Here is a 24,499-nt window from a genome sequence, read left to right as displayed (position 1 = left end):
GGCCTGCTCGTCGCACCCCTCCGCACCGTTGCCGCACCCCCACTCCGGCGCCGCACCCGTGCAGATCGGTGCGGCGTCGCGCGGGCGGTGCGATGTCATCGGAGTGCCTCGTGCAGGAGGCCCACCATGCCGTGTGGTCCCGGCGCCCCGATGTCGGGCCACGTCCACCGGACGACGATCAGCCCGGTCGCGCGGATCCGGTCCTCCCGGCGCTTCTCCCGCCAGACGAGTCGGCCGGCGGTCTCCGGGTCGGCGTCCGGTCCGACGAGACGCCCGTACTTCCCCCGGCCGTCGAACTCGCCCACGATCCCGTGATCCGGCCAGCCGAAATCGCAGCGGTAGGACGTGCCGGGGACCGGATACTGCAGGATCGGGGCCGGAAGCCCGGCCCGGCGCATCCCGAGCCTGCTGAGCGACTCGCCGGGGCTGCCCGAGCGGCCGTCGGCGAAGTCCACCACCCGGGCCGCCGCCGATCGCCCCCGGGACCGGGGCTGCCGGTCCAGCACGGCGGCGATCTCGCTGCGCGTGGTCGCTCCCGGCCGAGGGACCCCGTCGTCGGCGGAGCTCCCGGCGAGGCCCAGCGCGCCGTCGGCGATCACGAGTGCCCGGTCCTCCGGCAGGGTCCGCGCCAGGTCGGCGACGGTCCGCGCGGGCGAGGTCAGCCGGAGGGCGCCGAGTTCCACGACGTCCTCCGCGGGCAGCGGTGCCGGGTGGACGTGCAGCGCGGGCCGGATCCGGCCGCCCCCGCCGCGCGCCCGGATGATGTGCACGCGCCGCAGCGGGACCGACCACACCGGCAGGCCGAGCAGCACGGCCGCGGTGACGTGACCGAAGACCGCGTCCGCCGCCACGTCGCCGACGGCCGCCCGTGCGGCGAGCGCGTGCGCCGCCTCGGCGGTGACGGGGCCGTCGGCGGGATCCCGGTACCGGCCCCGGCGGAGTCGCAGGATCCGGCCCGCGCGCCGCAGCCGCTCGATCTCGCCGGAGCTCAGACCGTCGGCGAGGAGCTCGCTGCGCCGCAGCACACCGGATCGGGACCGGGGGAGTGAGATGCTCATGACCGCCACCATGCGCTGCGACACCCCTGCTGACCAGGGACTACTCCGTCCGGCTGTGGACAACCGGCCACCGGCGTCCACTTCGGAACGAGACTGTGGACAGACGTCCCGCTCACCGCACCTCGTCGCGGTCGCCGCACCCTCGCCACGTCCGCGCACCGAGTGGAGACGGTGCGCGGACGCGCTGGGGGTGCGACGGCGGCGGCGTCCGACTCCGGGTCGCGTCGTCGCACCCCCCGCACCGGTCCGCACCCGTTCCACCCGGTGCGCCGAGGTGCTGGGGGTGCGAGAGGAGCGCCGGGGGTCGAGGCGCACCCCGGAGCCGGCCCCCCGACCGGAGCCCTATCCGTTTAGACATGCGAATACATGCATGAGTAAGCTGCGGGCATGGGGCACGGACACGGAGGCCACGGGCACGGCGGCGCGGACCGGCGGCGGCTCGGGATCGCACTCGCCATCACGCTGTGCACCGCGGTGCTGGGCGCGGTCGGCGCCCTGCTCACCGGCTCGCTCGCGCTGCTCGCCGATCTCGGTCACCTGCTCACCGACGCCGGTGCGCTGTTCGCGGCGCTGGTCGCGTCCGTCCTGGCCGCCCGGCCGGCGACCGACCGGCGCACCTACGGCATGGGCCGGGCCGAGGTGCTGGTCGCGGCGCTGAACGCGCTGACCCTGGTCGCGGTCGTCGTCTGGGTGGCGGTCGAGGGCGTCCAGCGGATCTTCGAGCCGGTCGAGATCCCGGGCCTGCCGCTGCTGGTGATCGGCGCGCTCGGCCTGCTCGGCAACATCGCGGCGCTGGTCGTCCTGTCCGGCGGCGACCGCGGCAACATGAACATGCGCGGCGCGATGCTGCACGTCCTGGGCGACGCGCTGGGCTCGGTCGGCGTGCTCGCCGCCGCGGTCGTGCTGATGACCACCGGATGGCCGTACGCGGACACGGTCGCGTCGCTGTTCATCGTCGCGCTGATCCTGCCGCGGGCGGTGGGGCTGCTGCGCGAGGCGTCGCACGTGCTGCTGGAGGGCGCACCGAAGGGGATCGACGTGGCCGCGGTGCGCACCGAGCTACTCGCCGTCTCCGGCGTCCGGGACGTGCACGACCTGCACCTGTGGGCGATCAACGACCGGACCCCGGCGATGTCGGCGCACCTGGTGGTGGACGAGGAGATCGAGCTGCACTGCGGCACCGGATCGGTGCTGGACCGGGCCTCGCACGCACTGCGGGAGCGCTTCGGGCTGGAGCACTCGACGCTGCAGGTGGAGCACGACGCGCACGTCGCCCACGAGAACCACTGCGGCTGAGCTCCCGGCCAAGATCGACCTCACGGTGGCCCGGCCCACATCGTGAGGTCCTGTTCACGGGATCGATCCGCCGCGACATCCACCGCTAACGCACCGGCGCCATCGTGGTCGCACCCCCGACCGCGAGGAGCCCACCGTGCCCGACCTGTTCACCCCCTACACGCTCAAGGGCGTGACCCTGCGCAATCGCATCGCGATGTCGCCGATGACGATGTACCGCTCGGTCGACGGCCGGATGGACGACTTCCACCTGATGTACCTGGGCGCCCGGGCGGCCGGCGGGTTCGGCCTGGTGTTCCCCGAGCAGGTGGCGATCGCGCCGGAGGGCCGCACGACGGTGCACTGCGCCGGGATCTACGACGACGACCAGATCGAGGGCCATGCCCGGGTCACCGCGATGATCCGGAACATGGGCGGCGTCGCGGGCATCCAGCTCGGGCACACCGGCCGCAACGGCAGCGAGCTCAAGCCGTGGGTGGCGAACGAGCTGGGCCGCCAGCTGCCGCCGGACCACCCGGAGGGCTGGCAGTGCGTCGGCCCGTCCGACGTGCCGTACGGCTTCGGCAAGCGGCCGTTCCCGGTGCACGCGCTCAGCACCGACGAGATCGCCACGCTGCACCGGCAGTACGCCGACGCCGCCCGGCGCGCGCTCGACGCCGGCTACCAGTGGCTGGAGATGCACTTCGCGCACGGCTACCTGGCCGCGAGCTTCTACTCGCCGCTGGCGAACCGGCGCGAGGACCGGTACGGCGGATCGCTGGAGAACCGGGCCCGGTTCCTGCTCGAGGCGATGGACGCGGTCCGCGAGGTGTGGCCGGAGGAGTACCCGCTCACCGCCCGGCTCGGTTCGGACGACTACCACCCCGACGGCGTCACGTTCGACGAGTCGGTGCAGGTGGTGGGCTGGCTCAAGGAGCACGGCCTGGACCTGGCCGACCTGTCGTTCGGCGGCAACACCGACGACATGACCGATCCGTTCTTCCCGAACGTCTCCGCCTGGGTGGAGCGCGGCGCCCGCGTCCGCCGCGAGGTGGACATCCCGGTGACGGTCAGCTGGAACCTCGGTATCCCGGAGAACGCCGACCGCGCCATCCGGGACGAGAAGATCGACCTGGTGATGCTGGGCCGACCCGCGCTCGCCAACGCGCACTGGCCGGTCTGGGCGGCCCGCGAGCTCGGCCACCAGGACCCGTTCTCGCTGGTCCCCGAGGACTGGGGCTGGTGGCTGTCGAACTTCCGCGGCCACGACCCGAGCATCGGCTGGCCCGCCTCCGGTGCGCCGGTGGCCGCCGACCAGCACCTCCGCTCGGCCTGAGCCGCGCCCGGTGCGGTGGTTACGGTGTGCGCCGTGACCACCGCACCGTCCGCCCCGGGCCCGACCGGCCGGTGGGCGGTCGCGCCCGACGGCACCCGGATCGGCTTCGACGTCGCCGGCGACGGTGAGCCGCTGCTGCTGCTCGCCGGGCAGGCGAACTCGCGGGACTGGTGGGGCCCGGTCCGCCCGGACCTCGCCGGCCACCGGACGATCGCGGTCGACCACGCCGGGACCGGGGCCAGTGACGACGTGGCCGACGGGGAGTGGAGCACCCGGCGCTTCGCGCACGACGCGGTGGCCGTGCTCGACGAGCTCGGGATCGGGCGGGCGCACGTCTACGGCACCTCGATGGGCGGCCGGATCGCACAGTGGATCGCCGTCGACCATCCGGATCGGGTCGGAGCACTGGTCCTGGGCTGCACCAGCGCGGGCGGCCTCGGTACCGCACCGGCGGACCGGGGGATCCTGCGCACGCTGGCCGGCCCCCCGGGTCCCGCGCGACGCGAGCTGGTCCGCCTGATGGTCGGCGAACGGTGGGCCGGTCCGCTGCCGGTCCTCGGTGACGCGTCGATGACCACCAGGGCCCGGGCCGGACACCGCCGGGCGAGTGCCCGGCACGACGCCTGGGCGGCGCTCCCCGGTGTCACCGCGCCGACCCTGGTCCTGCACGGCGACGCCGACGAGTACACGCCGGTGGCGAACGGACGGCTGCTGGCCGAGCGGATCCCGGGCGCGGAGCTGGTCGTCCTGCCAGGGGCCCGGCACGCGTACTTCCTGGACCGGCGGCGCCGGGCCTCCGCGGAGGTCCTGCGGTTCCTCGCCGAGCACCCGCTCCCGGCCGGCTGACGCCCGGACCTCAGCCGGCCAGGTGCGACCAGCGCGCCGACAGCTCGTCCCACGGTCCCTCGTCGGCGACCCGGCCCCGGTCCAGCACGACCACCCGATCGGCCCGGGCCAGCGCGGCCCGCTTGGTGCTGGCCCCGACCACGGTGCTGCCCCGCCGCCGCAGCGCCGCCCACAGCTCGATCTCGGTGCGGACGTCCAGCGCCGACGACACGTCGTCGGCGACGATCAGCTCGGCCCCGGTCGCCAGCGCCCTGGCCATCGCGAGCCGCTGCACCTGGCCACCGGAGAGCCGGATGCCCCGGTGCCCGACGACGGCGTCCGGGCCGCCCGCCGCCGTGACGTCGCGGGCCAGCCGGGCGTCGTCCACGGCGGCGGCGACCGGCCGCCGGTGGGAGAGTGCGATGTTGTCGTCGAAGGTGCCGGACAGCACCCGCGGCACCTGGCCCACGAACGCGACCTGACCGGGCCGCAGGAACCGCTGCGGATCGTCGATCGCGTTCCCGTTCCACCGGATGACGCCCTCGTGCCCGACCAGCCCGGCCAGGCCCGCGAGCAGGCTGGACTTCCCGGACCCGACCTGGCCGGTGACCAGCACCAGCTCGCCCGCGTCGACGTCGAGATCGACACCCTCCACCCCGACGGTGCCGTCGTCGTGCACCGCGGTGACCTTCTCCAGGGTCAGCCGGTGCAGCGGCTCGCGCGGCTCCGGCGGCGGCTCCGGCGCCGTCCCGGCGACGATGTCGACGCCTGCCGGGAGCCGGGTCGGGTCGGTGGGCCCGGTGAACGGCGCGATCGCGCGCAGCCAGCGCCGGGCGATCGGCGCCTCGGTGACCGCGGCCGCGCACACCTGGCCGAGGAACCCGGCGCCGTTCAGCGTCGTGGACACCAGCAGCGCGATCGCGAGGTCCCAGCGCCCGGTCAGGTACATGGCCCAGGTCAGCACGACGGCCGACTGCATCAGCACACCCGGGACGCCCTCCAGCAGCACCCGGACCCGGTACTCCCGCACGGTCGCCTGCACGCGGTGGGCGTCGACCTCCCCGAGGTGGCGCGCCACCACGCCGGTGGCGGCGGCCAGCTTCACCGTGCGGGCCGCGTCCAGCGCCGAGCCGAGCGAGGTGCCGAACCGCGCGCGGGCGTCCGCCGCGGTCCGCCCGGCCCGCCCGGCGAACGGCGCACCGACCGCGGCGATCCCGGCACACAGCAGCAGGAACGCCCCGATCACCGCGGCCACCCGGACGTCGCCGGCGACCAGCCCGGCCACCACCACGACGATCACCGAGTTCACGACGTCCACCCAGCGGTCGACGTAGAGCACCATCCGGTCCGAGTCGAGCGCGCGCGCCACCACCTCGCCGGCCGGTGCGCGGCCGCCGCGGTGCTGCATGGTCTGGCCGCGCAGCACCGCCAGCCGCAGCCGCAGGGTGGTCGCCGTCCACCAGCGCGGGTAGGTGCGGAACGCGACCGCGATCCACACCGGGAACAGCAGCAGCACCCCGGTGAGGACGACCGCCGGGCCCCACGGCGTCCCGCCGCCCTGCAGGGCGGCGGCGACCTGCCCCCACAACCAGCCGGTGACGACGCCGGTCGCGCCGGCCAGCGTGGCGACGGTGAACATGAGCCCGCCGAGGAGACCCCAGCGCGGGTGCACGAACGCCAGCCGCAGCGTCGTCCGCCACAGCTTCGGGGCCGGGACCGGCGCGGCTGCGGGCACCGGGCGGCGGGCCGACCGGTGCGGCAGGCCGTCCCCGGCCGGCCCGGACCGCTCGGCCGGGCCGGCCTGCGGCCCGTCGAGGTCGCCGGTGGAGGCGAGCAGCTCGGCGTAGTGCCCGGTCCCGGCGGCCAGCTGCGCCCGGTCGCCGTGCTCGACCAGCCGGCCGTCGTCCAGCACGGCGACCGTGTCGGCCCGCCGGATCGTCGAGAGCCGGTGCGCGACGACGATCCCGGTCCGGTCGGCCAGCAGCGCCTGCGCCGCGCCGGTCACCCGCTCCTCGGTCCGCGGGTCCATCCGGGCGGTCGCCTCGTCCAGCACGACGACGGCGACGTCGCGCACCAGCAGCCGGGCGAACGCCACGAGCTGCTGCTCACCCGCGGACAGCGTGATCCCGCCGCTGCCCAGCCGGGTGTCCAGCCCGTCGGGCAGCGCGTCCACCCAGCCGTCCAGGCCGAGCGCCGACACCGCGGCCCGCACCGCGTCCCGGGACACCGCGGGATCGAGCAGCGCGATGTTCCCGGCCAGCGTCGTCGCCAGGATCTCGGTGCGCTGGGTGACGACACCGATCCCGCGGCGCAGGTCGTCGAGGGCGATCGTGCGGACGTCCCGCCCGCCGATCAGCACCTGCCCGTACGGCGGCTCGATCGCCCGGGACAGCACCTTGGCCACCGTCGACTTCCCGGATCCGGTGCGCCCGACGAGCGCGCAGGTCGTCCCGGCGGGGACGTCCAGGTCGATCCCGGCGAGCCGGAACCCGCCGTCGTACCCGGCGGTGAGGCCGCGCAGCTGCACGCCGACCGGGCCGTCGGGGAGCGGCAGGCCGCCGTCCGGCTCCCGCTCGGCGAGCAGCAGCGAGCGGACCCGGGTCAGCGCGCCGATGCCGGCCTGGATGTCGGGCATCCGGTCGACGACCGCGTCCACCTGGGAGACGAAGGCGGTCACCAGGATCCACAACGTGACCAGCGCGGCGATCCCGCCCGGATCGCCCGCGACGAGCCACACCCCGCCGAGCGCGACCGCGCCGAGCAGGGCGTGCGCGACGAACCCGGCGCGCAGCCCGACCTGGGTGGCGGCGACACAGGTGGCGTGCACCCGCGCGATCACCGCGGCGGCCCGCGCCGCGTAGCCGCGCACGACGTGCGGCTGCCCGAGCGAGGTGCGGACGTCGTCCTGCCCGGCGATCGCCTCCTCCAGCTGCGCCGAGTGATCGGACCAGGCGGTCTCCTCGGCGACCTTGCAGCGCGCCAGCCGAGGTGTCAGCGGCCGGACCACCAGCACGACCAGCGCCGCGACCAGCGGGAACACGATCCAGGCCGGCCAGAACACGAGCCCGGCGGCGATCCAGGCCAGCACCGAGCGGATCAGCGCCCGCCCGGTCTCCCAGCCGATCCGGCGGATCAGCTGGGCGAGCTGGCGGGCGTCGTCGTCGACCCGGTCGAGCAGCTCGCCGACCGCCTGGTCCTCCAGCCGGGGGAGGGGCTGGGCGAACGCGGAGTCCAGCAGATCGGCCCGCAGCCGGCCCTCGGCGCGGCCGACGACCCCGGCGAACAGCACGCGCCCGATCGTGTCCAGCACGGCCGCACCCAGCAGCAGCGCGGCGAGCAGCATGACCAGGGTGCCGGTCGGGCCCGCGGCGACCCGCCCGACGACGGTCGCGGCGATCGCCTCCGCCGCCGCCGCGACCACGGCGGTGCCCACCGCGACGGCGGAGGCGGGCCCACCGAGCCGACGCCACGTCAGCGCGCGCACCAGACACCCCCCGGGGAACGGACCGTGTGGGCGCGGGATCTCCGGCGCCGGTCCGTGATCGACGCTAGCCCGGCGGGGCGGTCGGCGCCGCCGGTTTTCGGGGTCCGATGTGGACGGACGTCAGGGGTGCGCTACCAGGTTCCGGCCCGGACGAGCCGGTCGATCTCGTCCAGCGTGACGGACCGTTCGCCGTCGGAGGGGACGAGTCAGCGCTGTGCCCCGAGGACCCGACACACACGAGTGCCCCGGTCGCATCGCGACCGGGGCACTCGTCGACCGGAGTCGTCGGATCAGTCCAGGTAGTCCCGCAGCACCTGGGACCGCGACGGGTGGCGCAGCTTCGACATCGTCTTCGACTCGATCTGGCGGATCCGCTCGCGGGTCACGCCGTAGACCTGGCCGATCTCGTCGAGCGTGCGCGGCTGACCGTCGGTCAGGCCGAACCGCAGCCGGACCACGCCCGCCTCGCGCTCGGACAGCGTCGCGAGCACCGACTGGAGCTGGTCCTGCAGCAGGGTGAAGGAGACCGCGTCCACGGCCACCACGGCCTCGGAGTCCTCGATGAAGTCACCGAGCTGCGAGTCGCCCTCGTCACCGATGGTCTGGTCCAGCGAGATGGGCTCCCGGGCGTACTGCTGGATCTCCAGCACCTTCTCCGGGGTGATGTCCATCTCCTTGGCGAGCTCCTCGGGAGTGGGCTCGCGCCCGAGATCCTGGAGCAGCTCACGCTGTATGCGGCCGAGCTTGTTGATGACCTCCACCATGTGCACCGGGATGCGGATGGTGCGGGCCTGGTCGGCCATCGCGCGGGTGATGGCCTGCCGGATCCACCACGTCGCGTACGTCGAGAACTTGTAGCCCTTGGTGTAGTCGAACTTCTCGACCGCACGGATCAGGCCCAGGTTGCCCTCCTGGATCAGGTCCAGGAACGCCATGCCGCGGCCGGTGTAGCGCTTGGCCAGTGACACCACCAGTCGCAGGTTGGCCTCGAGCAGGTGGTTCTTGGCGCGCTCGCCGTCCCGGACGATCCAGCGCAGGTCGCGCCGCATCTGCGGGGAGAGCTTCTCGTTCGACTCGAACAGCTTGCGGATCCGCTCCGCGCCGTAGAGGCCGGCCTCGATCCGCTTGGCGAGCTCGACCTCCTCCTCGGCGTTGAGCAGCGCCACCTTGCCGATCTGCTTGAGGTAGGCCCGGACGGAGTCGGCGGAGGCGGTGAGCTCCGCGTCCTTGCGCGCCTGGCGCAGCGCCTCGGACTCCTCCTCGTCCCAGACGAAGTCGGCCGACTTCTGCTGCGACGCCCGGGTGGTCGGCGCCACCCGGTTCTTGCCGGTGTTGGTCTCGTCGTCGGAGTCGTCGTCCTCGTCCGGCTCGTCGGCGGTGTCGGTCTCGTCGGCCGCCGCCTCGGCGATGTCGGCCTCGATGTCCTCGGCCTCGATCTCGCCGTCCTCGAGGTCGACCGCGGCCTCGTCGAGCTCGACGCCCTCGCCGTCCGTCGCCGGGTCGGTCCCCTTCTTCGGGGCCGCCTTCTTCGGACCGGTCTTCGGAGCCGCGGTCTTGCGGGTACGCGTGGCCGCCTTCTTGACGGTGCTGTTCGCCGTGGTGGTGGACGCGGCCGCACCGGACGTACGGCGGCTGCGGGATGCGGGACCCGACGTCGGTTCGACGGTCGAGTCGCTGCGTGCTGCGGAGTCTGCGGCTGCCACCTGGGCCCTCTCGCTACGTGCGCTGGAGTCGTTACGCGACCGGATCGCCGGGATGTCCGCCGGGCGGCGGGATCACGGATCGGTCGGAATGTTCTGTCCTGGCACCGCCTCGGTCGCCGGCGTCGATGGTGGTCGCCGCGCGTCCCGGAGACGGGGTGCGCGTTCCATTGTAACTGCGCACCGCGGGACGGGACGCACCTCACGCCGCCCCGCGCGTCCGGGTGGTCCCGCGCGTGGTCGGATGGGGCCGTGAGCCCGCACGAGACCAGCGATCCCGCCACCCTCCGCGCCGTCGCCGAGCAGGTCGCGGCGGAGGCCGCCGAGCACCTGCGCGGCCTGCCCGCCCCGCGGGACGCGAGCGGTGCCGGGGCAGCCGGTGCGGTGTCCACCAAGTCGTCCCCGACCGACGTCGTGACCGCGTCCGACGCCTCGGTGGAGCGGTTCGTCCGGGACCGGCTGGCGCAGCTGCGCCCGGGCGAGCCGGTGTACGGGGAGGAGGGCGCGGGTGACGCGGCCACCGCCCGCTGGGTGGTCGACCCGATCGACGGCACCGTCAACTACCTGTACGGACTGCCCTGGTACGCGATCTCGATCGCCGCGGTCGACGGCGGTGCGACCGTCGCGGGCGCGGTCGCCGAGCCCGCCGCGGGACGGCTCTGGTCGGCCGGCCGGGGGCTCGGCGCGACCTGCGACGGGCGGCCGCTGGCGGTGGCGGCGACCACCGAGATCGGCCAGGCGCTGATCGGCACCGGCTTCGCCTACCGGGCCGAGCGCCGCGCCCGCCAGGCGCGGATGGTCGCCACGATGCTGCCCGAGGTGCGCGACGTGCGCCGGGCCGGCGCGGCGGCACTCGACCTGTGCGCGGTCGCGGCCGGCTGGCTGGACGGCTACCTCGAGCACGGCTGCAACTGGTGGGACTGGGCGGCCGGCGCGCTGATCGCCCGCGAGGCGGGCGCGGTGCTGCACATCGCCGTCCCGCCGGGCATGTCCGACCCGGCCGACGCGGGCGGGACGACCGGGGGACTGGGCGACGACGTCACCCTGGCCGCCGCCCCGGGGATCGCCCACGAGCTGGCCGGTCTGGCCCGCCGCAGCGGCGCCGCGCAGGTCTGAGTCCCGGCGGTCAGCAGACCCCGTCGCGGGCCTGGGCCAGCAGCCCCTCGTCGGCCCGCGGGCCGCCCTCGACCCCCGGCGACGACAGCTGGTCCAGCACGTCGCGGGCGGCGCGGCCGGGTGCGACGTCGGTGAAGGCGGTGCCGACCACGACGTCGACGACGGCGCCCGGGCGGTCGTCGCGGATCAGCTCGACGCACGGCAGGGCGAGCGCCAGGGTGGCCGCGGCCGGTTCGCCGTCCGCGCCGAACCGCATCTGCCCGATGCAGCCCAGGTCGCCGTCCGGGAACGCCGGGTCGTTGCCCGGCGCGGTCGCCTCGCCGAACTCCAGGTCCTTGAGCTGCGCGGAGACCAGGTTCGCCTGGCCGCGCTGGCCGCCGGCGTTGAGCACCTGGAACCGGACGTCGCGCGGGGCGGCGGGGGAGACCCCGGCCAGCTCGCTGCGGTCCAGCTCGGTGCCGGGCAGCGCGCCGGCGGCGGGGGCCGGGCAGTCGGTCGACGACGGCCCGTCCGACGCGGTGCCGAGCACCACCGTCCAGGTGGCGACGGCGAGCACGGCCAGCGCCGCGGCGGTGAGGATGATCGGCCGGCTGCGCCGGCGCTCGTAGGGCCGCTCGTGGCGGGACGTGTCCGGGAACATCAGAACCCGCCCCCGTCCAGCACGTGATGGCCGAGCGCGACGAGCGGCCCGACCGAGCCGTCCAGCCCGTCGGCCATCTGCGCGGGCACCGACCCGGCGCGGACCCGGGCCAGGATCCCGGCGAGCACCACGGCCAGCTTGAACGCGCCGAACGCGACGTACCAGGGCAGCGGCGCGGGATCGAGGCCGGTCCGGGCGGCGTAGCCGTCGACCAGCTCCCGGCGGGTCGGGAAGCCGGGCAGGGTCGTCGGCCCGGGCAGCGGCTGGGCGTCCGCCCAGATCCCGGTGTCCCCGGCCTGCTTCCAGTAGACGAGCAGCAGGCCCACGTCGGCGAGCGGATCGCCGAGGGTCGACATCTCCCAGTCCAGGACGGCCCGGATCCGGCCCGGGTCGGCGGCGTCGAACACGCAGTTGTCCAGCCGGTAGTCGCCGTGCACGATCGTGTGCCGCTGGGTGGCGGGGACGTCGGCGGCGAGCCGCTCGGCGAGCCGGGTGAGATCGGTCTCCACCGCCTCGTCGACCGGGATCGGGTCGGCGCCGTCGCGGGCGGCCGCCCACTGCTTGCCCCAGCGCCGGATCTGGCGCTCCATGAAGCCCTCGGGGCGGCCGAAGTCGGCCAGCCCGACCTCTGCCGGGTCGACGGCGTGCAGGGCGGCCAGGACGTCGACCAGGGCCTCCCCGATCCGCCGCCGGTCGTCCCCGGTCGTCGCCCAGCCGTCCGGCAGGTCGGCCAGCGGCACGACGCCGTCGACGAGCTCCATCACGAAGCACGGCGCGTCGGTCGGCCCGGCCGGGCCGTCGTGCCCGGCCGCGTCGCCCGGGCCCGGGTAGGTGGCGAGCACCGCGGGCACCGGCACCGCGGTGCCGGCGAGCGCGGCGATGACCCGCTGCTCGCGGCCCATGTCGTGGGCCGTGGCGGCGACGTCGCCGACCGGCGGGCGGCGCAGCACCACGGACCCGGCGGGGGAGTCGACCCGGTAGGTGAGGTTCGAGCGGCCCGCACCGATCGGCGCCAGCCGCGCGGAGGTCCACCGCTCGTCGTCGAGGACGGTGGCGAGCCACCCGCCGACCGCGGCGGGATCGGCACCGGGGGTGGGCGTGCGGGCACTCGTCGTCACGCCGACCGACCCTAGTCGCGACGACGGCGGGGCGGCCGCCACGACACCCTGGCGTGGCCGGCGGCGTACTCTCGCGGTCGCCGGTGGGACACCCCTCGCGACGCCCGCCGGGCGCTGGGCTACCCTGCCGCCCGCCGGTGGCGGACCGGTTCCTCCGGACGGACTCGAGTCGATCACTGCCGAACCGTCGGCGGAGTGAGACCGGCGTCACTACCGCTGCCGGGCACAAACCTGCTCGCCGCGACGTTCCCCTGCGGCACGCGACGACTGAACCAAGGCGAAGGACCTGCTGCTCACCGGGCCGGAGTGGGCAGCACGACGTGAATGGCAAGGGTGAGACCCATGGCGACCGACTACGACGCTCCGCGTCGCAACGAGGCCGATGAGATGGCCGAGGACTCGCTCGACGAGCTCAAGCAGCGCCGCAACGAGGCGCAGTCCGCGGTCGTCGACGTCGAGGAGACCGACACCGCGGAGAGCTACGAGCTCCCGGGCGCGGATCTGTCCGGCGAGGAGCTGACGGTGAACGTGCTGCCCAAGCAGGCGGACGAGTTCACCTGTGCCAGCTGCTTCCTGGTGCACCACCGCAGCCGGCTGGCCAGCTCCTCGGGCGGGCAGTTCCTCTGCCGCGACTGCGCGGCCTGACCTTCCACCGACATCGGACGGGCCCCGGCGGAACTCCGCCGGGGCCCGTCCGCGTCTGCGGGGCCGGTACCGGGATCCGTCAGGGGGCCTGCGGATGCGGTGCCTGCGCCGCGATCGCCGACCGCAGCTCCTCCGGGCGGCGGGTGCTCAGCACCCAGTACGGCTCGTCGACGGCCGGATCGGTGACCTCCACCCGCACCAGCGGGCCGACCCAGGCCCGGTGCAGGACGTAGGCCGTCGGATCGAGGTCCGGGCCCATCGCCTGCTGCTTGTCCTTCGGTTGCACCGTGTCGGTGACGCCGACCTGGGACAGCAGCAGCTCCCGCCCGTTCGACACGAGCCTGCCGTCACGCACCGTGGTGCGGCTGCGCCCCATCCACCACAGGACGCCGATGCACAGCGGGATCATCGTGGCGTAGCCGATCCAGGCCCGCAGGCCCGGATAGCCCATGTGGATCTGGGCGCCCATGAGGCTGCCGAGACCCAACGCCAGCAGGTACCACCACACCGGGACGGACAACCGCTCGTCGAACGCAGTGGGGCCGGACGTCGCAGAGTCGCTCTCCGGAAGCCGATCGCTCACGGGTCCCAGGGTAGCGTCGCCCGCCGTGCCCGGTTCCGCGCCCGCTCCCCCGGACGAGCCGCTGGTCGCACCGTCTGTCGACGTGTTGCTGACCCGGCTCGACCCCGACGTCCCGCCACCCGCCTATGCGCGGCCGGGGGACGCCGGGGCCGACCTGGTGACCACCGAGGACCTGGTGCTCGCGCCCGGCGAACGCGCGCTGGTCGGCACCGGCGTCGCGATCGCATTGCCCGCGGGCTTCGCCGGGTTCGTGCACCCCCGGTCCGGGCTGGCGGCCCGGTGCGGGCTGTCGATCGTCAACGCGCCCGGCACCGTCGACGCCGGCTACCGCGGCGAGATCAAGGTCTGCCTGGTCAACCTCGACCCGGCCGAGCCGGTCACGCTGCGCCGGGGCGACCGGATCGCGCAGCTCGTCGTGCAGCGGATCGAGACCGCACGGTTCGTCGAGGTCCCGGCCCTGCCGGAGTCCGCGCGTGGCGTCGCGGGCCACGGCTCCACCGGAGGCACAGCCGCGCTCGGACCCGCTGGAGGCACCGACTGATGCCCGGACGTACACGGGGGCGGATGTTCGACATCCAGCCCGAGCACGGGGTCGAGGACACCGGGACCGGGACCTACCCCGGCTACCCGGGCTACGGCGACGACTCCGACGTCGCGCCCTACGACGACTACGCCGACCACTACGCGGGAGCCGACGCCGCCCGCACCGGTCGTCCGGCCGGGCCGGCCGGCCGGGCGGGCGGGCCGACCGGCGGGCCCAACGGGCGTGCGGGTGGGCCCGACGGGCGTGCAGCTGGGCCGGACGGCCGTGCCGCGCGGCCGTCCGGGCGTGCAGCCGGGCCGGCCGACGGTGCCGGTGGGCCGGCCGGTCGGAACGGTGCGCCGGGTGACGTCCCCGGGCGGGGCCCCGGCGGCCCGCGCGGGGCCGCCGGTCCCAGCGGGCAGCCCCGGGCGACCGACGGCGCCGGCCGCAACGGCACGGACCGCAACGGCACGGGACGCAGGCCCCCGGCGCCGGACGGCGCCTCGGCCACCGCGGCGGTCCCGCAGGTCCGCCGCGACGCCTCCGGCCGGTTCCGCAGCGCCACCCCCGAGGAGCGCGACGAGCGGGTCGCCCCGGACGGCCGCTGGGACCGGTCCGAGCCCCCGCTGCTCAGCCACCGCAGCGAGGGCGACGAGCCGGCCTACGCCCGCGACCGCACCCCGCAGGGCTTCGACGGCGGCGACCCCGACGATCCCGGGTGGGGCCGCGCCGGATCCGGCGCCGCGGCGTACCGCGACGACGGTGACGACGGGTACGACGAGCGGGACGAGGCCGACCAGTACGGCGACGACGAGTACGGCGACGACCAGTACGACGACGACCAGTACGACGACGACCAGTACGGCGTCGGCGACGCCCCGCTGTCGGTGCCGCCGCCCGGCAGCGGCGGCCGCCCGCTCGGCCCGGCCGACGTCGAGGAGCTCGACCCGTCGATGACCGACGCGCTCGCCCGCGTCGATCTCGGGGCGATCCACGTCCCGGTGCCCTACGGCGCCGAGCTGAAGCTCGAACCGGCGGGCGCCGAGCGCCCGCAGGCCGTCCACCTGCTGCTGCCCGAGGGCCGGATCGCGGTCAGCGCGCTCGCCGCACCCCGCTCGTCGGGGTTGTGGGCCGACCTGTCGGCCGAGATCGAGCAGTCGCTGCGCAACGGCGGCGCGCGGATCCGCACCACGCGTGGCGACTGGGGTCGCGAGCTGCACGCCCGCACCGAGAACGCCGCGTCGGTGTTCGTCGGCTGCGACGGGCCGCGCTGGATGGTCTACGGCGTCGCGACGGCGGCGCTGGAGACCGTCGAGGCGCTGGACGTCGAGCTCCGCCGGGTGCTGCGCGGGATCATCGTCGTGCGCGGGAAGTCGCCGTACCCGCCGCGGACGGTGCTGCCGCTCGAGCTGCCCGAGCACATGCGCGAGGAGCAGCCCGACGTCGCGCCGCAGAAGCCGAGCATCACGGTGTCGGTGCCCCGGCCCGCCGGGGAGTCGGGGGCCACGAAGGCACCCGCGACCGGTGCGACGCCGCGCCCGGACACCGGTGCGACGCCGCGGCCGGGCGCCGCACCGCAGCGCGAGGACGCGCGCCCCGCACCCGCCGCGGCCCGTCGCGGCCCGGCCGGCGGGCCGGTGTCCGCGCCGCTGCGGCGCCCCGACGGTCCCGCACCGGAGTCGGAGACCCGGGCCCTGCCGATGGTGGGCCGGCGTCCCGCCGCGGCCTCGGCGGTGCCCGACGAGACCGCCGCCGAGCGGACGGCCCTCGCCCGGCCGATCCCGCCGGAGGCACCCGCCGAGCGCACCACGATCGCCGCAGGCCCCCAGGACCTCGACGAGCCGGACGCCCTCGCCCAGCCGGCGACCGGCCGCTACGGCAGGCCCGACCGGCGCACCCGGCCGGCGGAGCCGGCCCGCGGCGCCCCGGTGCGCGACGACCGCGAGCAGGCCGCCCCGCCGCGCCGGCGGACCGGTCCGGCGACCGGGGCCGGCCGAGTGCCCGCCCCCGCGGCCGAGGCCCCCCGGGGGCCGATCCACGCGCCGCGCCCGGCGCACGCCCCGGAACCGGCCCGGGAGTCCGCTCGCGCCGCGGAGCCGGTTCGTGAGCCCGCCAGCGCCGCGGAATCGGCCCGTGAGCCGGTTCGCGCCGCGGAATCGGCCCGGGAGTCCGCTCGCGTCGCAGAGCCGGTTCGTGAGCCCGCGCGTGCTGCGGAGCCGGTTCGCAACCCGGAGCCGTCGCTGCGTGACCGGGCGCCGGAGCCGGCACCGGAGCCGCCGGTCCGCCGCGATCCGGCGGTGACCTCGCTGTCGGTGGCGGACCTGCTGGCCGAGGCGGAGGCCGCCCGGGAGGAGCAGGCCCGCAGCGAGCGCGCCGACCGCAACCGGCGCGCGGACCGGAGCGACCGCGCTGACCGGAGCGACCGGGCCGACCGGAGCGACTGGGCCGACCGGGGCGATCTGGTCGACCGGAGCGACCGGGCCGAGCGCACCGATCTCGGTGACGGTGCCGGTCGCCCCGGCCGGTCGGGGGACGACACACCGCCGTTCGGCGCGGGTGCGTCGGACATCCCACCGGCCGCCGACCCGGACGCCGGTCGGCGAACCCGGCGTCGCCGGTCCGAGGACCGCGACCCTGGGGACCGGGTCGAGGCAGCAGAGCTGCTCGCCGGTCGCGACGGCACCGAGCCCGACGACCGGGCCGGGACCGAACGGCCGGGGACCGACCGGGCCGGGACCGACCGGGCCCGGACCGACCGGACCGGGACCGGCCGGCCCGGGAACGGCCCGCGTCCCGCGCTGGCGATCGAGGACATCCCCCTGTCCGACGTCCCGCTGATGGAGGCGACGCTCGACCGGACCCCCGAACCGCCGCCCGCGCTGCCGCGCCGCGAACGACACGAACGTCCGGCCGCCGCGGACCGGCCGGAACGCACCACCGGCCGTCGCCGGGACGGCGATCCGGCAGGTGGCGCCGACGAGGGCTGGATGTCGGCGGAGATCGCCGCGACCCGCCGCTCCGGGCGACACGGCGAGGGCACCGGCGGCGGGATGTCGGTCGCCGACATCCTGGCCTCGGCCGTGCTGGACGCCGGGACCGGTCGCCGCCGGTCCGGGACCGCGCCCAGCGCGACGTCCGGGGACGAGCGGTCCGGCTCTGGTCTGAGAGAGCCGGGGGAGACCCGGTACGGGACCACCGGCCGGGCGCGATCGAACGGGAACGCGCCGCACCGGGACGAAGCTGCCCGGTCCACGGAGCGGCGGTCCGGTGGCCGGGTGAACGGGGACCACCGGACCGGCGGCTATCCGGGCGGGAGTGCCGGGTCCGGCGGTCACGAGTCAGGCGGGGCCGAGCCCGGCAGCCGCGGGTCCGGCGGCTACGGGTCCGGCGGCTACGAATCCGGCGGCTACGGGTCCGGCGGCTACGGGTCCGGCGGCTACGGGTCCGACGGCTACGGAGCCGAGTCGGGCAGCTTCGGAGCCGAGCCCGGCGGCCACTACGGCGCCGAGTCCGGCGGCCACTACGGCGCCGAGTCCGACGGCTACGCAGCCGAGTCCGGCGGCCACTACGGCGCCGGGTCCGGGGGCTACGCAGCCGAGCACGGCGCCCGGCCCGGCGGCCACGACCGGGACGGCCGGGTGAACGGCACCCACCCCGGCGAGTCCGCCGACCGGCCCACCGTGGATCCCGGGCCCGGGGGAGACGACCTGTTCCGGGCACCGTCGGCCGCCGACCGCTACCGCGACGGCGGCCCGACCTCGGCCGACGAGGCCCGCAGCGCCCTGCAGGACCTGCTGCGCAGTGCGTCGGCCGGGCGCCCGGACGGTGCCGGGCCCGCCCCGTACGAGGACGAGCCGGTCCGGCGCCCGAACGGCGTCACCGGCCTCGCCGACTACCGCGCGAGCCGGGCCATGGCGTCCTCCCGCGGCACCGCGGGCGACCCGGGGGACGACCCGGACGAACCGGTCGGAGAGGCCGGCCGCGCGGCGGGCGTCTCCGGTGTGACCGGGCAGTGGTCGTCCGGTCGGCGCAGCAACGGCACCGATCCCCGCGACCTCGGGAAGCACCGGCGGGACTGAACGGCGGGCGCACCACCGGCCCGGTCCGCCGGTCCGCCCGGCAGCGACCACCGGGCGCCGGCGGGCGACCGGTGGTCGCGCCCGGCCACCCGCTGTGAGCTGCCGTTGCGCGGGCACAAACCGGGGCCCGCGCGCGTTACCCTTGGCGCGCGACACCACGGCCCGGCGGGTCGCCACACGATGTGCGGAACACGGGCCACGCGGGGCGAGGAGAGACATGGGCAGCACGGACGGCGGGGCGTTCCGCCGGATGCTCCGCACACTCACCAGCGACGTCGACGAGCTCGACGCCCGCGACCTGGCCGAGGACGTCGAGGAGACCGGTGCACGGCCGGCCCGCGACTGCACCTGCGGCGAGGAGGTCACGATGCTCGGCCGGATCCGCAGCGTCGAGCTCTGCCCGCAGAGCGCCGACGCCACGCTGAAGGCCGAGCTGTTCGACGGCACCGACGGCGTCACCCTGGTCTGGATGGGCCGCCGGCGCATCCCCGGCATCGAGGCGGGCCGCACGATGCGCGTGCGCGGGCGGATCTCCGTCCGTGACGGGCAGAAGGTGCTGTACAACCCGTACTACGAGATCTGCCAGCCCCAGCAGTAGCCCGCCCCGGCCCGGTGCACCGGGCCGCGACGAACGATCGGAATCCGTGAGCGACCACCACGAGGCCCCGACCACCCGGCTCCCGCGGGTCGACCCGCCGCCGGCAGGCGACGAGCAGACCGGCCCCGTCGGGCCACCGGTGCCCGGCGGCGGGCGCGACCCGCAGGCCGGGCCGACCCTGATGGAACAGATGGGCGGCCTCTCCGGGATCGTCGCCTCCTCGGTGCCGGTCGCGGTGTTCGTGCTGGTCAACCTGATCGCCGGGCTGCAGCCGGGGCTGTACGCGGCGCTCGCCGTCGGCGTCGCGGTGATGGTGTGGCGGCTGGTCCGCCGCGACCCGATCCAGCCGGCCGTGTCCGGCCTGCTCGGCGTCGGCATCTGCGCGCTGGTCGCGCGGCAGACCGGCGAGGCCCGCGGCTTCTACCTGCCCGGCCTGCTCATCAGCTCGTTCTTCGCGCTCACCGCGATCGTGTCGATGATCGTGCGCTGGCCGATCGCCGGGGTGATCTGGAACGGCATCAACTCGCGCGGCATGGAATGGCGGGAGAACCCGGTCCTGCTGCGGGCGTACACGATCGCCACCGGGTTGCTCGCGGTCGTCTTCGTCTCCCGGGTGGTCGTGCAGGGACTGCTCTACGACGCCAACGCCGAGACCTGGCTGGGCATCGCCCGGCTCGCGATGGGCTACCCGCTGCTGGGCCTCGCACTGCTGGCGACCGTGCTGATCGTGCGGCGGGCGGAGAGCGCCACCCGGGTCTGACGGCCGGGCCCACGGCCCGGGCCCCACGGCCGGGGCTCACGGCCGGGGCTCACGGCCGGGCCAGGGCCTCCCGGATGTCGTCCTCGACCGCGGTCGTCGCGACGAACAGCAGCTCGTCACCCGGCTCCAGGGCGTCGTCGGGCTGCGGCACGATCACCCGGCCGCCACGCAGGATCGTCACCAGCGCCGAGTCCGGCGGCAGCGTCACCGAGCGGACCGGGCGGCCGGCCAGCGGCGTGTCCTCGGGCAGCGTCACCTCGACCAGGTTCGCCTGGCCCTGGCGCAGCGTCAGCAGCCGCACCAGGTCGCCGACTGCGACGGCCTCCTCGACCAGCGCCGCCAGCAGCCGCGGGGTGGAGACGGCGACGTCGACCCCCCAGTTCTCGCCGAACAGCCACTCGTTGCGCGGGTCGTTCACCCGGGCCACCACCCGGCGCACCCCGAACTCGGTCTTCGCCAGCAGCGACACCACGAGATTGACCTTGTCGTCGCCGGTCGCCGCGATGACCACGTCGCATCCCTCGACGCCGGCATCCTCCAGCGAGGCCAGCTCGCAGGCGTCGGCGTGCACCCACTCGGCGTCCGGGACCGCGCCCGGGTCGATCTGGGCGAGCTCGCGCTCGATCAGCATCACCCGGTGCCCGGACTCGACGAGCTCCAGCGCGATGGAACGCCCGACGGCGCCCGCCCCGGCGATCGCGACCCGCATCAGTCCTCCTCCGGCGGCGCCGCGGCGGCCGCCGTCACGTCGCTGACCGTGCCCGACACCGCGGCCACGTACACCGTGTCCTCGGCCTGCACGATGGTCGTCGCGGTCGGGAGCACCCCGCTGCCGAACCGGACGATGAACGCCACCCGCGACGCGGTCGCCTCCTCCAGGTCGCGCACCGACCGGCCGACCCAGTCCTCGTGCAGCGGCAGCGGCAGCACCGCGACCGTGCCGGTCGGCTCCCGCCAGGCGGTGGCGACGCCGTCGGGCAGCAGCATCCGCAGCAGCCGGTCGGTCGTCCACGGCACGGTGGCGACGGTCGGGATGCCGAGCCGCTCGTACACCGCGGCCCGCTTCGCGTCGTAGATCCGGGCGACGACCTTCTCCACGCCGTAGCTCTCCCGGGCCACCCGGGCCGCGATGATGTTCGAGTTGTCCCCGGAGGAGACGGCGGCGAACGCGTCCGCCGAGTCCAGCCCGGCCTCGTCGAGCACGCTGCGGTGGAAGCCGAACCCGACCACCTGCCGGCCCCGGAAGTCCGGGCCGAGCCTGCGGAACGCCTGCGGGTCCCGGTCGATCACCGCGACCTCGTGCCCGAGCCGCTCCAGCCCGGAGGCGAGGGACGAGCCGACGCGTCCGCATCCCATGATCACGACGTGCATGGCGAGCTGGGTCCTTCCGGCGGGCAACAGCCCGGGATGTACGATTCGTTCCGTCTGTGCCGCACCGGGTCACGACGGGGCGCACGTTATCGCGTCGCCGTGTTGCACGAGGCATAGGCTGCGCTCGTGTCCACGCTCGTCGTCGCCCTGAAGCGGCTCGTCGTCGGCCGACCGCAGCGCAGCGACCGTCTGACCAGCACTCTCCTCCCCAAGCGGATCGCGCTCCCGGTGTTCGCCTCGGACGCGATGTCGTCGGTGGCCTACGCCCCCGAGGAGATCTTCCTGACGCTGTCGGTGGCCGGCGTCGCGTCGTACGTGATGTCGCCGTGGATCGGGCTGGCGGTCGTCGTCGTCCTGCTGACGGTGGTGGCGAGCTACCGGCAGAACGTGCACGCCTACCCGTCCGGCGGCGGCGACTACGAGGTCGCCACGGTCAACCTGGGCCGCAACGCCGGGCTCACCGTCGCCAGCGCGCTGCTGGTCGACTACACGCTCACCGTCGCGGTGTCGATCTCCGCGGCGGCCGCGAACATCGGCGCGCTGGTGCCCTTCGTCGCCGAGCACAAGGTGCTGTTCGCGGTGTCCGCGATCGCCGTGCTCACCGCGATCAACCTGCGCGGGATCCGGGAGTCCGGGGCCGCGTTCGCGGTGCCGGTGTACGCGTTCGTGTTCGGCGTCGGCACGATGATCATCTGGGGGCTGACCCGGATCCTGATCCTCGGCGACGACGTCCGGGCCGCGAGCGCCGATCTCGACCTGGTCGCCGAGGGCGACGCCTTCACCGGTCTGGCGCTGGTGCTGCTGGTGCTGCGGTCGTTCACCCAGGGCGCGGCCGCGCTGACCGGTGTCGAGGCCATCTCCAACGGGGTGCCCGCGTTCCGCAAGCCCAAGTCGCGCAACGCGGCGACCACGCTGCTGCTGCTCGGCGTGATGTCGGTGTCGCTGTTCATGGGCCTGATCGCGCTCGCCCAGCTGACCCACGTGCAGATCGCGGAGGACCCGGCGCGGCAGTTCCCGGACGCCCCGGAGGGCTACCGCCAGCAGACGCTGATCGCGCAGCTCGCCGACGCCGTGTTCGACAACTTCCCACCGGGCTACCTGTTCGTGATCGTGATGACCGCGCTGATCCTGGTGCTGGCCGCGAACACCGCCTTCAACGGCTTCCCGGTGCTCGGCTCGATCCTGTCCCAGGACCGCTACCTGCCCCGCCAGCTGCACACCCGGGGCGACCGGCTGGCGTTCTCCAACGGCATCGTCGTGCTGGCGCTGTTCGCGATCCTGCTGGTGGTCGGCTTCCAGGCCGAGGTGACCCGGCTGATCCCGCTCTACACCGTCGGCGTGTTCGTGTCCTTCACGCTGTCCCAGGCCGGGATGGTGCGGCACTGGAACCGGGAGCTGGAGCTGGGCCCCGAGCAGGCGCAGCGCCGCCGGATCCGGCGCAGCCAGGCGATCAACGGGTTCGGGGCCTGCATGACCGGCCTGGTCCTGGTCACCGTGCTGATCACCAAGTTCACCCTCGGCGCCTGGATCGCGATCGTCGCCATGGCCGGCTTCTTCGTGCTCATGCGCGGCATCCAGCTGCACTACGACCGGGTCGCCGCCGCGCTGGTGGCCGACGAGACCGACGACGTGCTGCCGTCGCGCAACCACGCCGTCGTCCTGGTGTCCACCCTGCACAAGCCGACGCTGCGGGCGCTCGCCTACGCCCGCGCCACCCGGCCGGACATCCTGGAGGCCGTCACCGTCAACGTCGACGACGCCGAGACCAAGAAGCTGGTCGACCAGTGGCACCGGCGCGGGGTCCCGGTCCCGCTCAAGGTGGTGGAGTCCCCCTACCGGGAGATCACCCGGCCCGTGCTGGACTACGTGAAGCGGATCCGCACCGACTCGCCGCGCAACGTCGTCACCGTCTACATCCCGGAGTACGTCGTCGGGCACTGGTGGGAGCAGGTGCTGCACAATCAGAGCGCACTGCGGCTCAAGACGCGGCTGCTGTTCCAGCCGGGGGTGATGGTGACGAGCGTGCCGTGGCAGCTGCCGTCGTCGTCGCGGGCCAGGGCGCTGTCGCCGCTGCAGGCGCCGGGCGCGTCCCGGCGCGGCTACCCGGACGGCACCGCCGGACCGGGCGAGGACACACGTACGACGACGGGCAGCGCCCGCACGAAGGAGACACGCCGGTGACCGACTGGACCGACCGGATGCTGGAGCTGCTGGTCGGCCCGGTCGCGCACGGCGGGCACTTCGTGGCCAGGGCCGCCGAGGACGGCACCCCGGGTGTCGACGGCGACGGCCGGGTCGTGTTCGTCCGGCACGCGCTGCCGGGGGAGCGGGTCCGCGCGGTGGTGACCGAGGACCCGGGCGGTGCGTTCTGCCGGGCCGACACGGTCGCCGTGCTGGATCCCTCCCCGGACCGGGTGGAACCGGCGTGCCCGTGGGCCGGTCCCGGCGGCTGCGGCGGCTGCGACTTCCAGCACGCGGCACCGCCGGCCCAGCGCGACCTGAAGACCGCGGTGCTGCGCGAACAGCTGGACCGGCTCGCCGGGCCGGCCGCCGGGCTGTCGTCGGTGCCGCTGCACGAGGTCGTCGTCGAGGAGTTGCCCGGTGGCCCGTTCGGCTGGCGGACCCGGGCCCGGCTCGCCGTCGACGACGCGGGCGTGCCCGGCCTGCGCGCGCACCGCAGCCACGACGTGTGCGAGATCGCGGACTGCTCGCTGGTCCCCGCCGGCGCGCTCGGGCCGGTGCTGGAGCAGCGGTTCGCCCCGGGGACCGAGCTGGAGGTGACGGTCGGCGACGACGGCGCCGCCCGGGTCGGTGCCGGCACCACGGTGCGCGCCGCCGGCCGGACCTGGGAGCTGTCGCCGGGGACGTTCTGGCAGGTGCACCCGGCGCTGGCGGACACCCTCGCCGGCGTCGTCGGGGACTGGGCGGACGCCCCGGCCGGCGGCGTCGCCTGGGACCTCTACGGCGGCGTCGGGCTGCTCGGGTCGGTGCTGGCCGGGCAGGTCGGGCCGGACGGCACGGTGCTCGTGGTGGAGTCCTCGCGGTCCGCGGTGCAGGACGGCCGGGCCGCGCTCGCCGACCTGCCGCAGGTCCGGTTCGTGCCCGGCCGGGCCGAGCGGGAGATCGCCCGGCTCGGCCCGTCCCCGGACGTCGTCGTCACCGACCCGCCGCGGGCCGGGCTCGGTGCCGCCACCGTGCGCGCGCTCGCCGACCGCGGCCCGCGCCGGGTGGTGCACGTCGCCTGCGACCCGGCCGCGCTCGGCCGGGACCTCGCGCTGTTCGCCCGGGCCGGCTACCGGGTGGCCGCGCTGCGCGGGTTCGACGCGTTCCCGATGACCCATCACCTGGAGGCCGCCGTGCTGCTCGAACGGCTCGGCTGACCGGTCGC

19 protein-coding genes are annotated in these 24,499 nt (G+C 75.6%); 11 read left to right on the top strand and 8 right to left on the bottom strand.

Annotation, left to right across the window (positions count from 1 at the left end):
• Nucleotides 1-95 precede the first annotated feature (95 nt).
• Nucleotides 96-1,058: a type IV toxin-antitoxin system AbiEi family antitoxin domain-containing protein gene (locus ABD160_RS24205; RefSeq protein WP_344026337.1), complete on the bottom strand. Its 963-nt coding sequence runs from the start codon at nucleotides 1,056-1,058 to the stop codon at nucleotides 96-98.
• Nucleotides 1,059-1,445: 387 nt separating this feature from the next.
• On the opposite strand from ABD160_RS24205, the gene ABD160_RS24200 reads away from it, so the two are divergent.
• The 3 genes from ABD160_RS24200 to ABD160_RS24190 all read left to right on the top strand — a co-directional run bounded on the left by ABD160_RS24200 (nucleotide 1,446) and on the right by ABD160_RS24190 (nucleotide 4,515).
• Nucleotides 1,446-2,354 carry a cation diffusion facilitator family transporter gene (locus tag ABD160_RS24200; protein WP_344026335.1) on the top strand — a complete coding sequence of 303 codons (909 nt, stop codon included), beginning with the start codon at nucleotides 1,446-1,448 and terminating at the stop codon, nucleotides 2,352-2,354.
• A 136-nt stretch (nucleotides 2,355-2,490) separates the two neighbouring features.
• Nucleotides 2,491-3,669, top strand: coding sequence for an NADH:flavin oxidoreductase/NADH oxidase (locus tag ABD160_RS24195; protein WP_344026333.1), 1,179 nt, complete (start codon nucleotides 2,491-2,493; stop codon nucleotides 3,667-3,669).
• A 33-nt stretch (nucleotides 3,670-3,702) separates the two neighbouring features.
• Nucleotides 3,703-4,515 (top strand): alpha/beta fold hydrolase, encoded by an 813-nt coding sequence (locus tag ABD160_RS24190; RefSeq protein WP_344026331.1) that lies wholly within the window; start codon nucleotides 3,703-3,705, stop codon nucleotides 4,513-4,515.
• 10 nt (nucleotides 4,516-4,525) lie between these two features.
• Here the strand turns inward: ABD160_RS24190 and ABD160_RS24185 are convergent, their stop codons facing one another.
• Both ABD160_RS24185 and ABD160_RS24180 read right to left on the bottom strand, forming a co-directional pair.
• Complete coding sequence (locus ABD160_RS24185) at nucleotides 4,526-7,978, bottom strand: ATP-binding cassette domain-containing protein (protein WP_344026329.1); 3,453 nt, start codon at nucleotides 7,976-7,978, stop codon at nucleotides 4,526-4,528.
• Between the two features lie 290 nt (nucleotides 7,979-8,268).
• A complete protein-coding gene (locus ABD160_RS24180; RefSeq protein ID WP_344026377.1) occupies nucleotides 8,269-9,726 on the bottom strand; it encodes an RNA polymerase sigma factor in 1,458 nt (485 codons plus the stop codon).
• A 204-nt stretch (nucleotides 9,727-9,930) separates the two neighbouring features.
• Between ABD160_RS24180 and ABD160_RS24175 the strand changes: the two genes are divergently transcribed.
• Nucleotides 9,931-10,794, top strand: coding sequence for an inositol monophosphatase family protein (locus ABD160_RS24175; RefSeq protein WP_344026327.1), 864 nt, complete (start codon nucleotides 9,931-9,933; stop codon nucleotides 10,792-10,794).
• Nucleotides 10,795-10,804: 10 nt separating this feature from the next.
• On the opposite strand, the gene cei is transcribed toward ABD160_RS24175, so the two are convergent.
• Nucleotides 10,805-11,434 carry an envelope integrity protein Cei gene (gene cei, locus ABD160_RS24170; RefSeq protein WP_344026325.1) on the bottom strand — a complete coding sequence of 210 codons (630 nt, stop codon included), beginning with the start codon at nucleotides 11,432-11,434 and terminating at the stop codon, nucleotides 10,805-10,807.
• A complete protein-coding gene (locus ABD160_RS24165; RefSeq protein ID WP_344026323.1) occupies nucleotides 11,434-12,552 on the bottom strand; it encodes a phosphotransferase family protein in 1,119 nt (372 codons plus the stop codon). The genes cei and ABD160_RS24165 overlap by 1 nt, the downstream gene beginning before the upstream one ends.
• A 342-nt stretch (nucleotides 12,553-12,894) precedes the next feature.
• On the opposite strand from ABD160_RS24165, the gene ABD160_RS24160 reads away from it, so the two are divergent.
• On the top strand, nucleotides 12,895-13,197 hold the full coding sequence (locus tag ABD160_RS24160; RefSeq protein ID WP_020626973.1) for a DUF4193 domain-containing protein: 303 nt from the start codon (nucleotides 12,895-12,897) through the stop codon (nucleotides 13,195-13,197).
• A gap of 79 nt (nucleotides 13,198-13,276) precedes the next feature.
• Here ABD160_RS24160 and ABD160_RS24155 read toward each other — a convergent pair whose 3' ends face one another.
• A complete protein-coding gene (locus ABD160_RS24155; protein ID WP_344026317.1) occupies nucleotides 13,277-13,780 on the bottom strand; it encodes a DUF3093 domain-containing protein in 504 nt (167 codons plus the stop codon).
• A 25-nt stretch (nucleotides 13,781-13,805) separates the two neighbouring features.
• On the opposite strand from ABD160_RS24155, the gene dut reads away from it, so the two are divergent.
• The 4 genes from dut (at nucleotide 13,806) to ABD160_RS24135 (ending at nucleotide 19,740) form a co-directional block, all read left to right on the top strand.
• Entirely contained in the window at nucleotides 13,806-14,321 is a 516-nt protein-coding gene (dut, locus tag ABD160_RS24150; protein WP_344026314.1) for a dUTP diphosphatase, read from the top strand.
• 23 nt (nucleotides 14,322-14,344) lie between these two features.
• Nucleotides 14,345-18,382 carry a DUF3710 domain-containing protein gene (locus ABD160_RS24145; protein WP_344026312.1) on the top strand — a complete coding sequence of 1,346 codons (4,038 nt, stop codon included), beginning with the start codon at nucleotides 14,345-14,347 and terminating at the stop codon, nucleotides 18,380-18,382.
• Between the two features lie 217 nt (nucleotides 18,383-18,599).
• On the top strand, nucleotides 18,600-18,980 hold the full coding sequence (locus ABD160_RS24140) for an OB-fold nucleic acid binding domain-containing protein (protein WP_344026310.1): 381 nt from the start codon (nucleotides 18,600-18,602) through the stop codon (nucleotides 18,978-18,980).
• A 46-nt stretch (nucleotides 18,981-19,026) separates the two neighbouring features.
• Complete coding sequence (locus ABD160_RS24135; RefSeq protein ID WP_344026308.1) at nucleotides 19,027-19,740, top strand: DUF3159 domain-containing protein; 714 nt, start codon at nucleotides 19,027-19,029, stop codon at nucleotides 19,738-19,740.
• Nucleotides 19,741-19,789: 49 nt separating this feature from the next.
• Here the strand turns inward: ABD160_RS24135 and ABD160_RS24130 are convergent, their stop codons facing one another.
• Both ABD160_RS24130 and ABD160_RS24125 read right to left on the bottom strand, forming a co-directional pair.
• Complete coding sequence (locus ABD160_RS24130) at nucleotides 19,790-20,449, bottom strand: potassium channel family protein (RefSeq protein WP_344026306.1); 660 nt, start codon at nucleotides 20,447-20,449, stop codon at nucleotides 19,790-19,792.
• Nucleotides 20,449-21,111: a potassium channel family protein gene (locus ABD160_RS24125; RefSeq protein ID WP_344026303.1), complete on the bottom strand. Its 663-nt coding sequence runs from the start codon at nucleotides 21,109-21,111 to the stop codon at nucleotides 20,449-20,451. Before ABD160_RS24125 ends, ABD160_RS24130 begins: the two co-directional genes overlap by 1 nt.
• A gap of 126 nt (nucleotides 21,112-21,237) precedes the next feature.
• Here ABD160_RS24125 and ABD160_RS24120 point away from each other — a divergent pair, with 126 nt between their 5' ends.
• Both ABD160_RS24120 and ABD160_RS24115 read left to right on the top strand, forming a co-directional pair.
• Entirely contained in the window at nucleotides 21,238-23,292 is a 2,055-nt protein-coding gene (locus ABD160_RS24120; protein WP_344026300.1) for an APC family permease, read from the top strand.
• A gap of 17 nt (nucleotides 23,293-23,309) precedes the next feature.
• Nucleotides 23,310-24,491 (top strand): class I SAM-dependent RNA methyltransferase, encoded by a 1,182-nt coding sequence (locus ABD160_RS24115; RefSeq protein ID WP_344026375.1) that lies wholly within the window; start codon nucleotides 23,310-23,312, stop codon nucleotides 24,489-24,491.
• The last annotated feature ends 8 nt before the right edge of the window (nucleotides 24,492-24,499 follow it).

Source organism: Pseudonocardia kongjuensis (genome assembly GCF_039526905.1).
GTDB classification, from domain to species: Bacteria; Actinomycetota; Actinomycetes; order Mycobacteriales; family Pseudonocardiaceae; genus Pseudonocardia; species Pseudonocardia kongjuensis.
The sequence above is the reverse complement of the archived record's forward strand: the minus strand, read 5'-3'. Positions and strand labels throughout refer to the sequence as shown.

What these genes read in the sequence shown, in the direction of transcription:
- cei (WP_344026325.1), bottom strand. Translation starts at nt 11,434, where the DNA reads ATGTTCCCGGACACGTCCCGCCACGAGCGGCCCTACGAGCGCCGGCGC.
- ABD160_RS24205 (WP_344026337.1), bottom strand. Translation starts at nt 1,058, where the DNA reads ATGAGCATCTCACTCCCCCGGTCCCGATCCGGTGTGCTGCGGCGCAGC.
- ABD160_RS24160 (WP_020626973.1), top strand. Translation starts at nt 12,895, where the DNA reads ATGGCGACCGACTACGACGCTCCGCGTCGCAACGAGGCCGATGAGATG.
- ABD160_RS24130 (WP_344026306.1), bottom strand. Translation starts at nt 20,449, where the DNA reads ATGCGGGTCGCGATCGCCGGGGCGGGCGCCGTCGGGCGTTCCATCGCG.
- ABD160_RS24115 (WP_344026375.1), top strand. Translation starts at nt 23,310, where the DNA reads ATGCTGGAGCTGCTGGTCGGCCCGGTCGCGCACGGCGGGCACTTCGTG.
- ABD160_RS24125 (WP_344026303.1), bottom strand. Translation starts at nt 21,111, where the DNA reads ATGCACGTCGTGATCATGGGATGCGGACGCGTCGGCTCGTCCCTCGCC.
- ABD160_RS24145 (WP_344026312.1), top strand. Translation starts at nt 14,345, where the DNA reads ATGTTCGACATCCAGCCCGAGCACGGGGTCGAGGACACCGGGACCGGG.
- ABD160_RS24140 (WP_344026310.1), top strand. Translation starts at nt 18,600, where the DNA reads ATGGGCAGCACGGACGGCGGGGCGTTCCGCCGGATGCTCCGCACACTC.
- ABD160_RS24200 (WP_344026335.1), top strand. Translation starts at nt 1,446, where the DNA reads ATGGGGCACGGACACGGAGGCCACGGGCACGGCGGCGCGGACCGGCGG.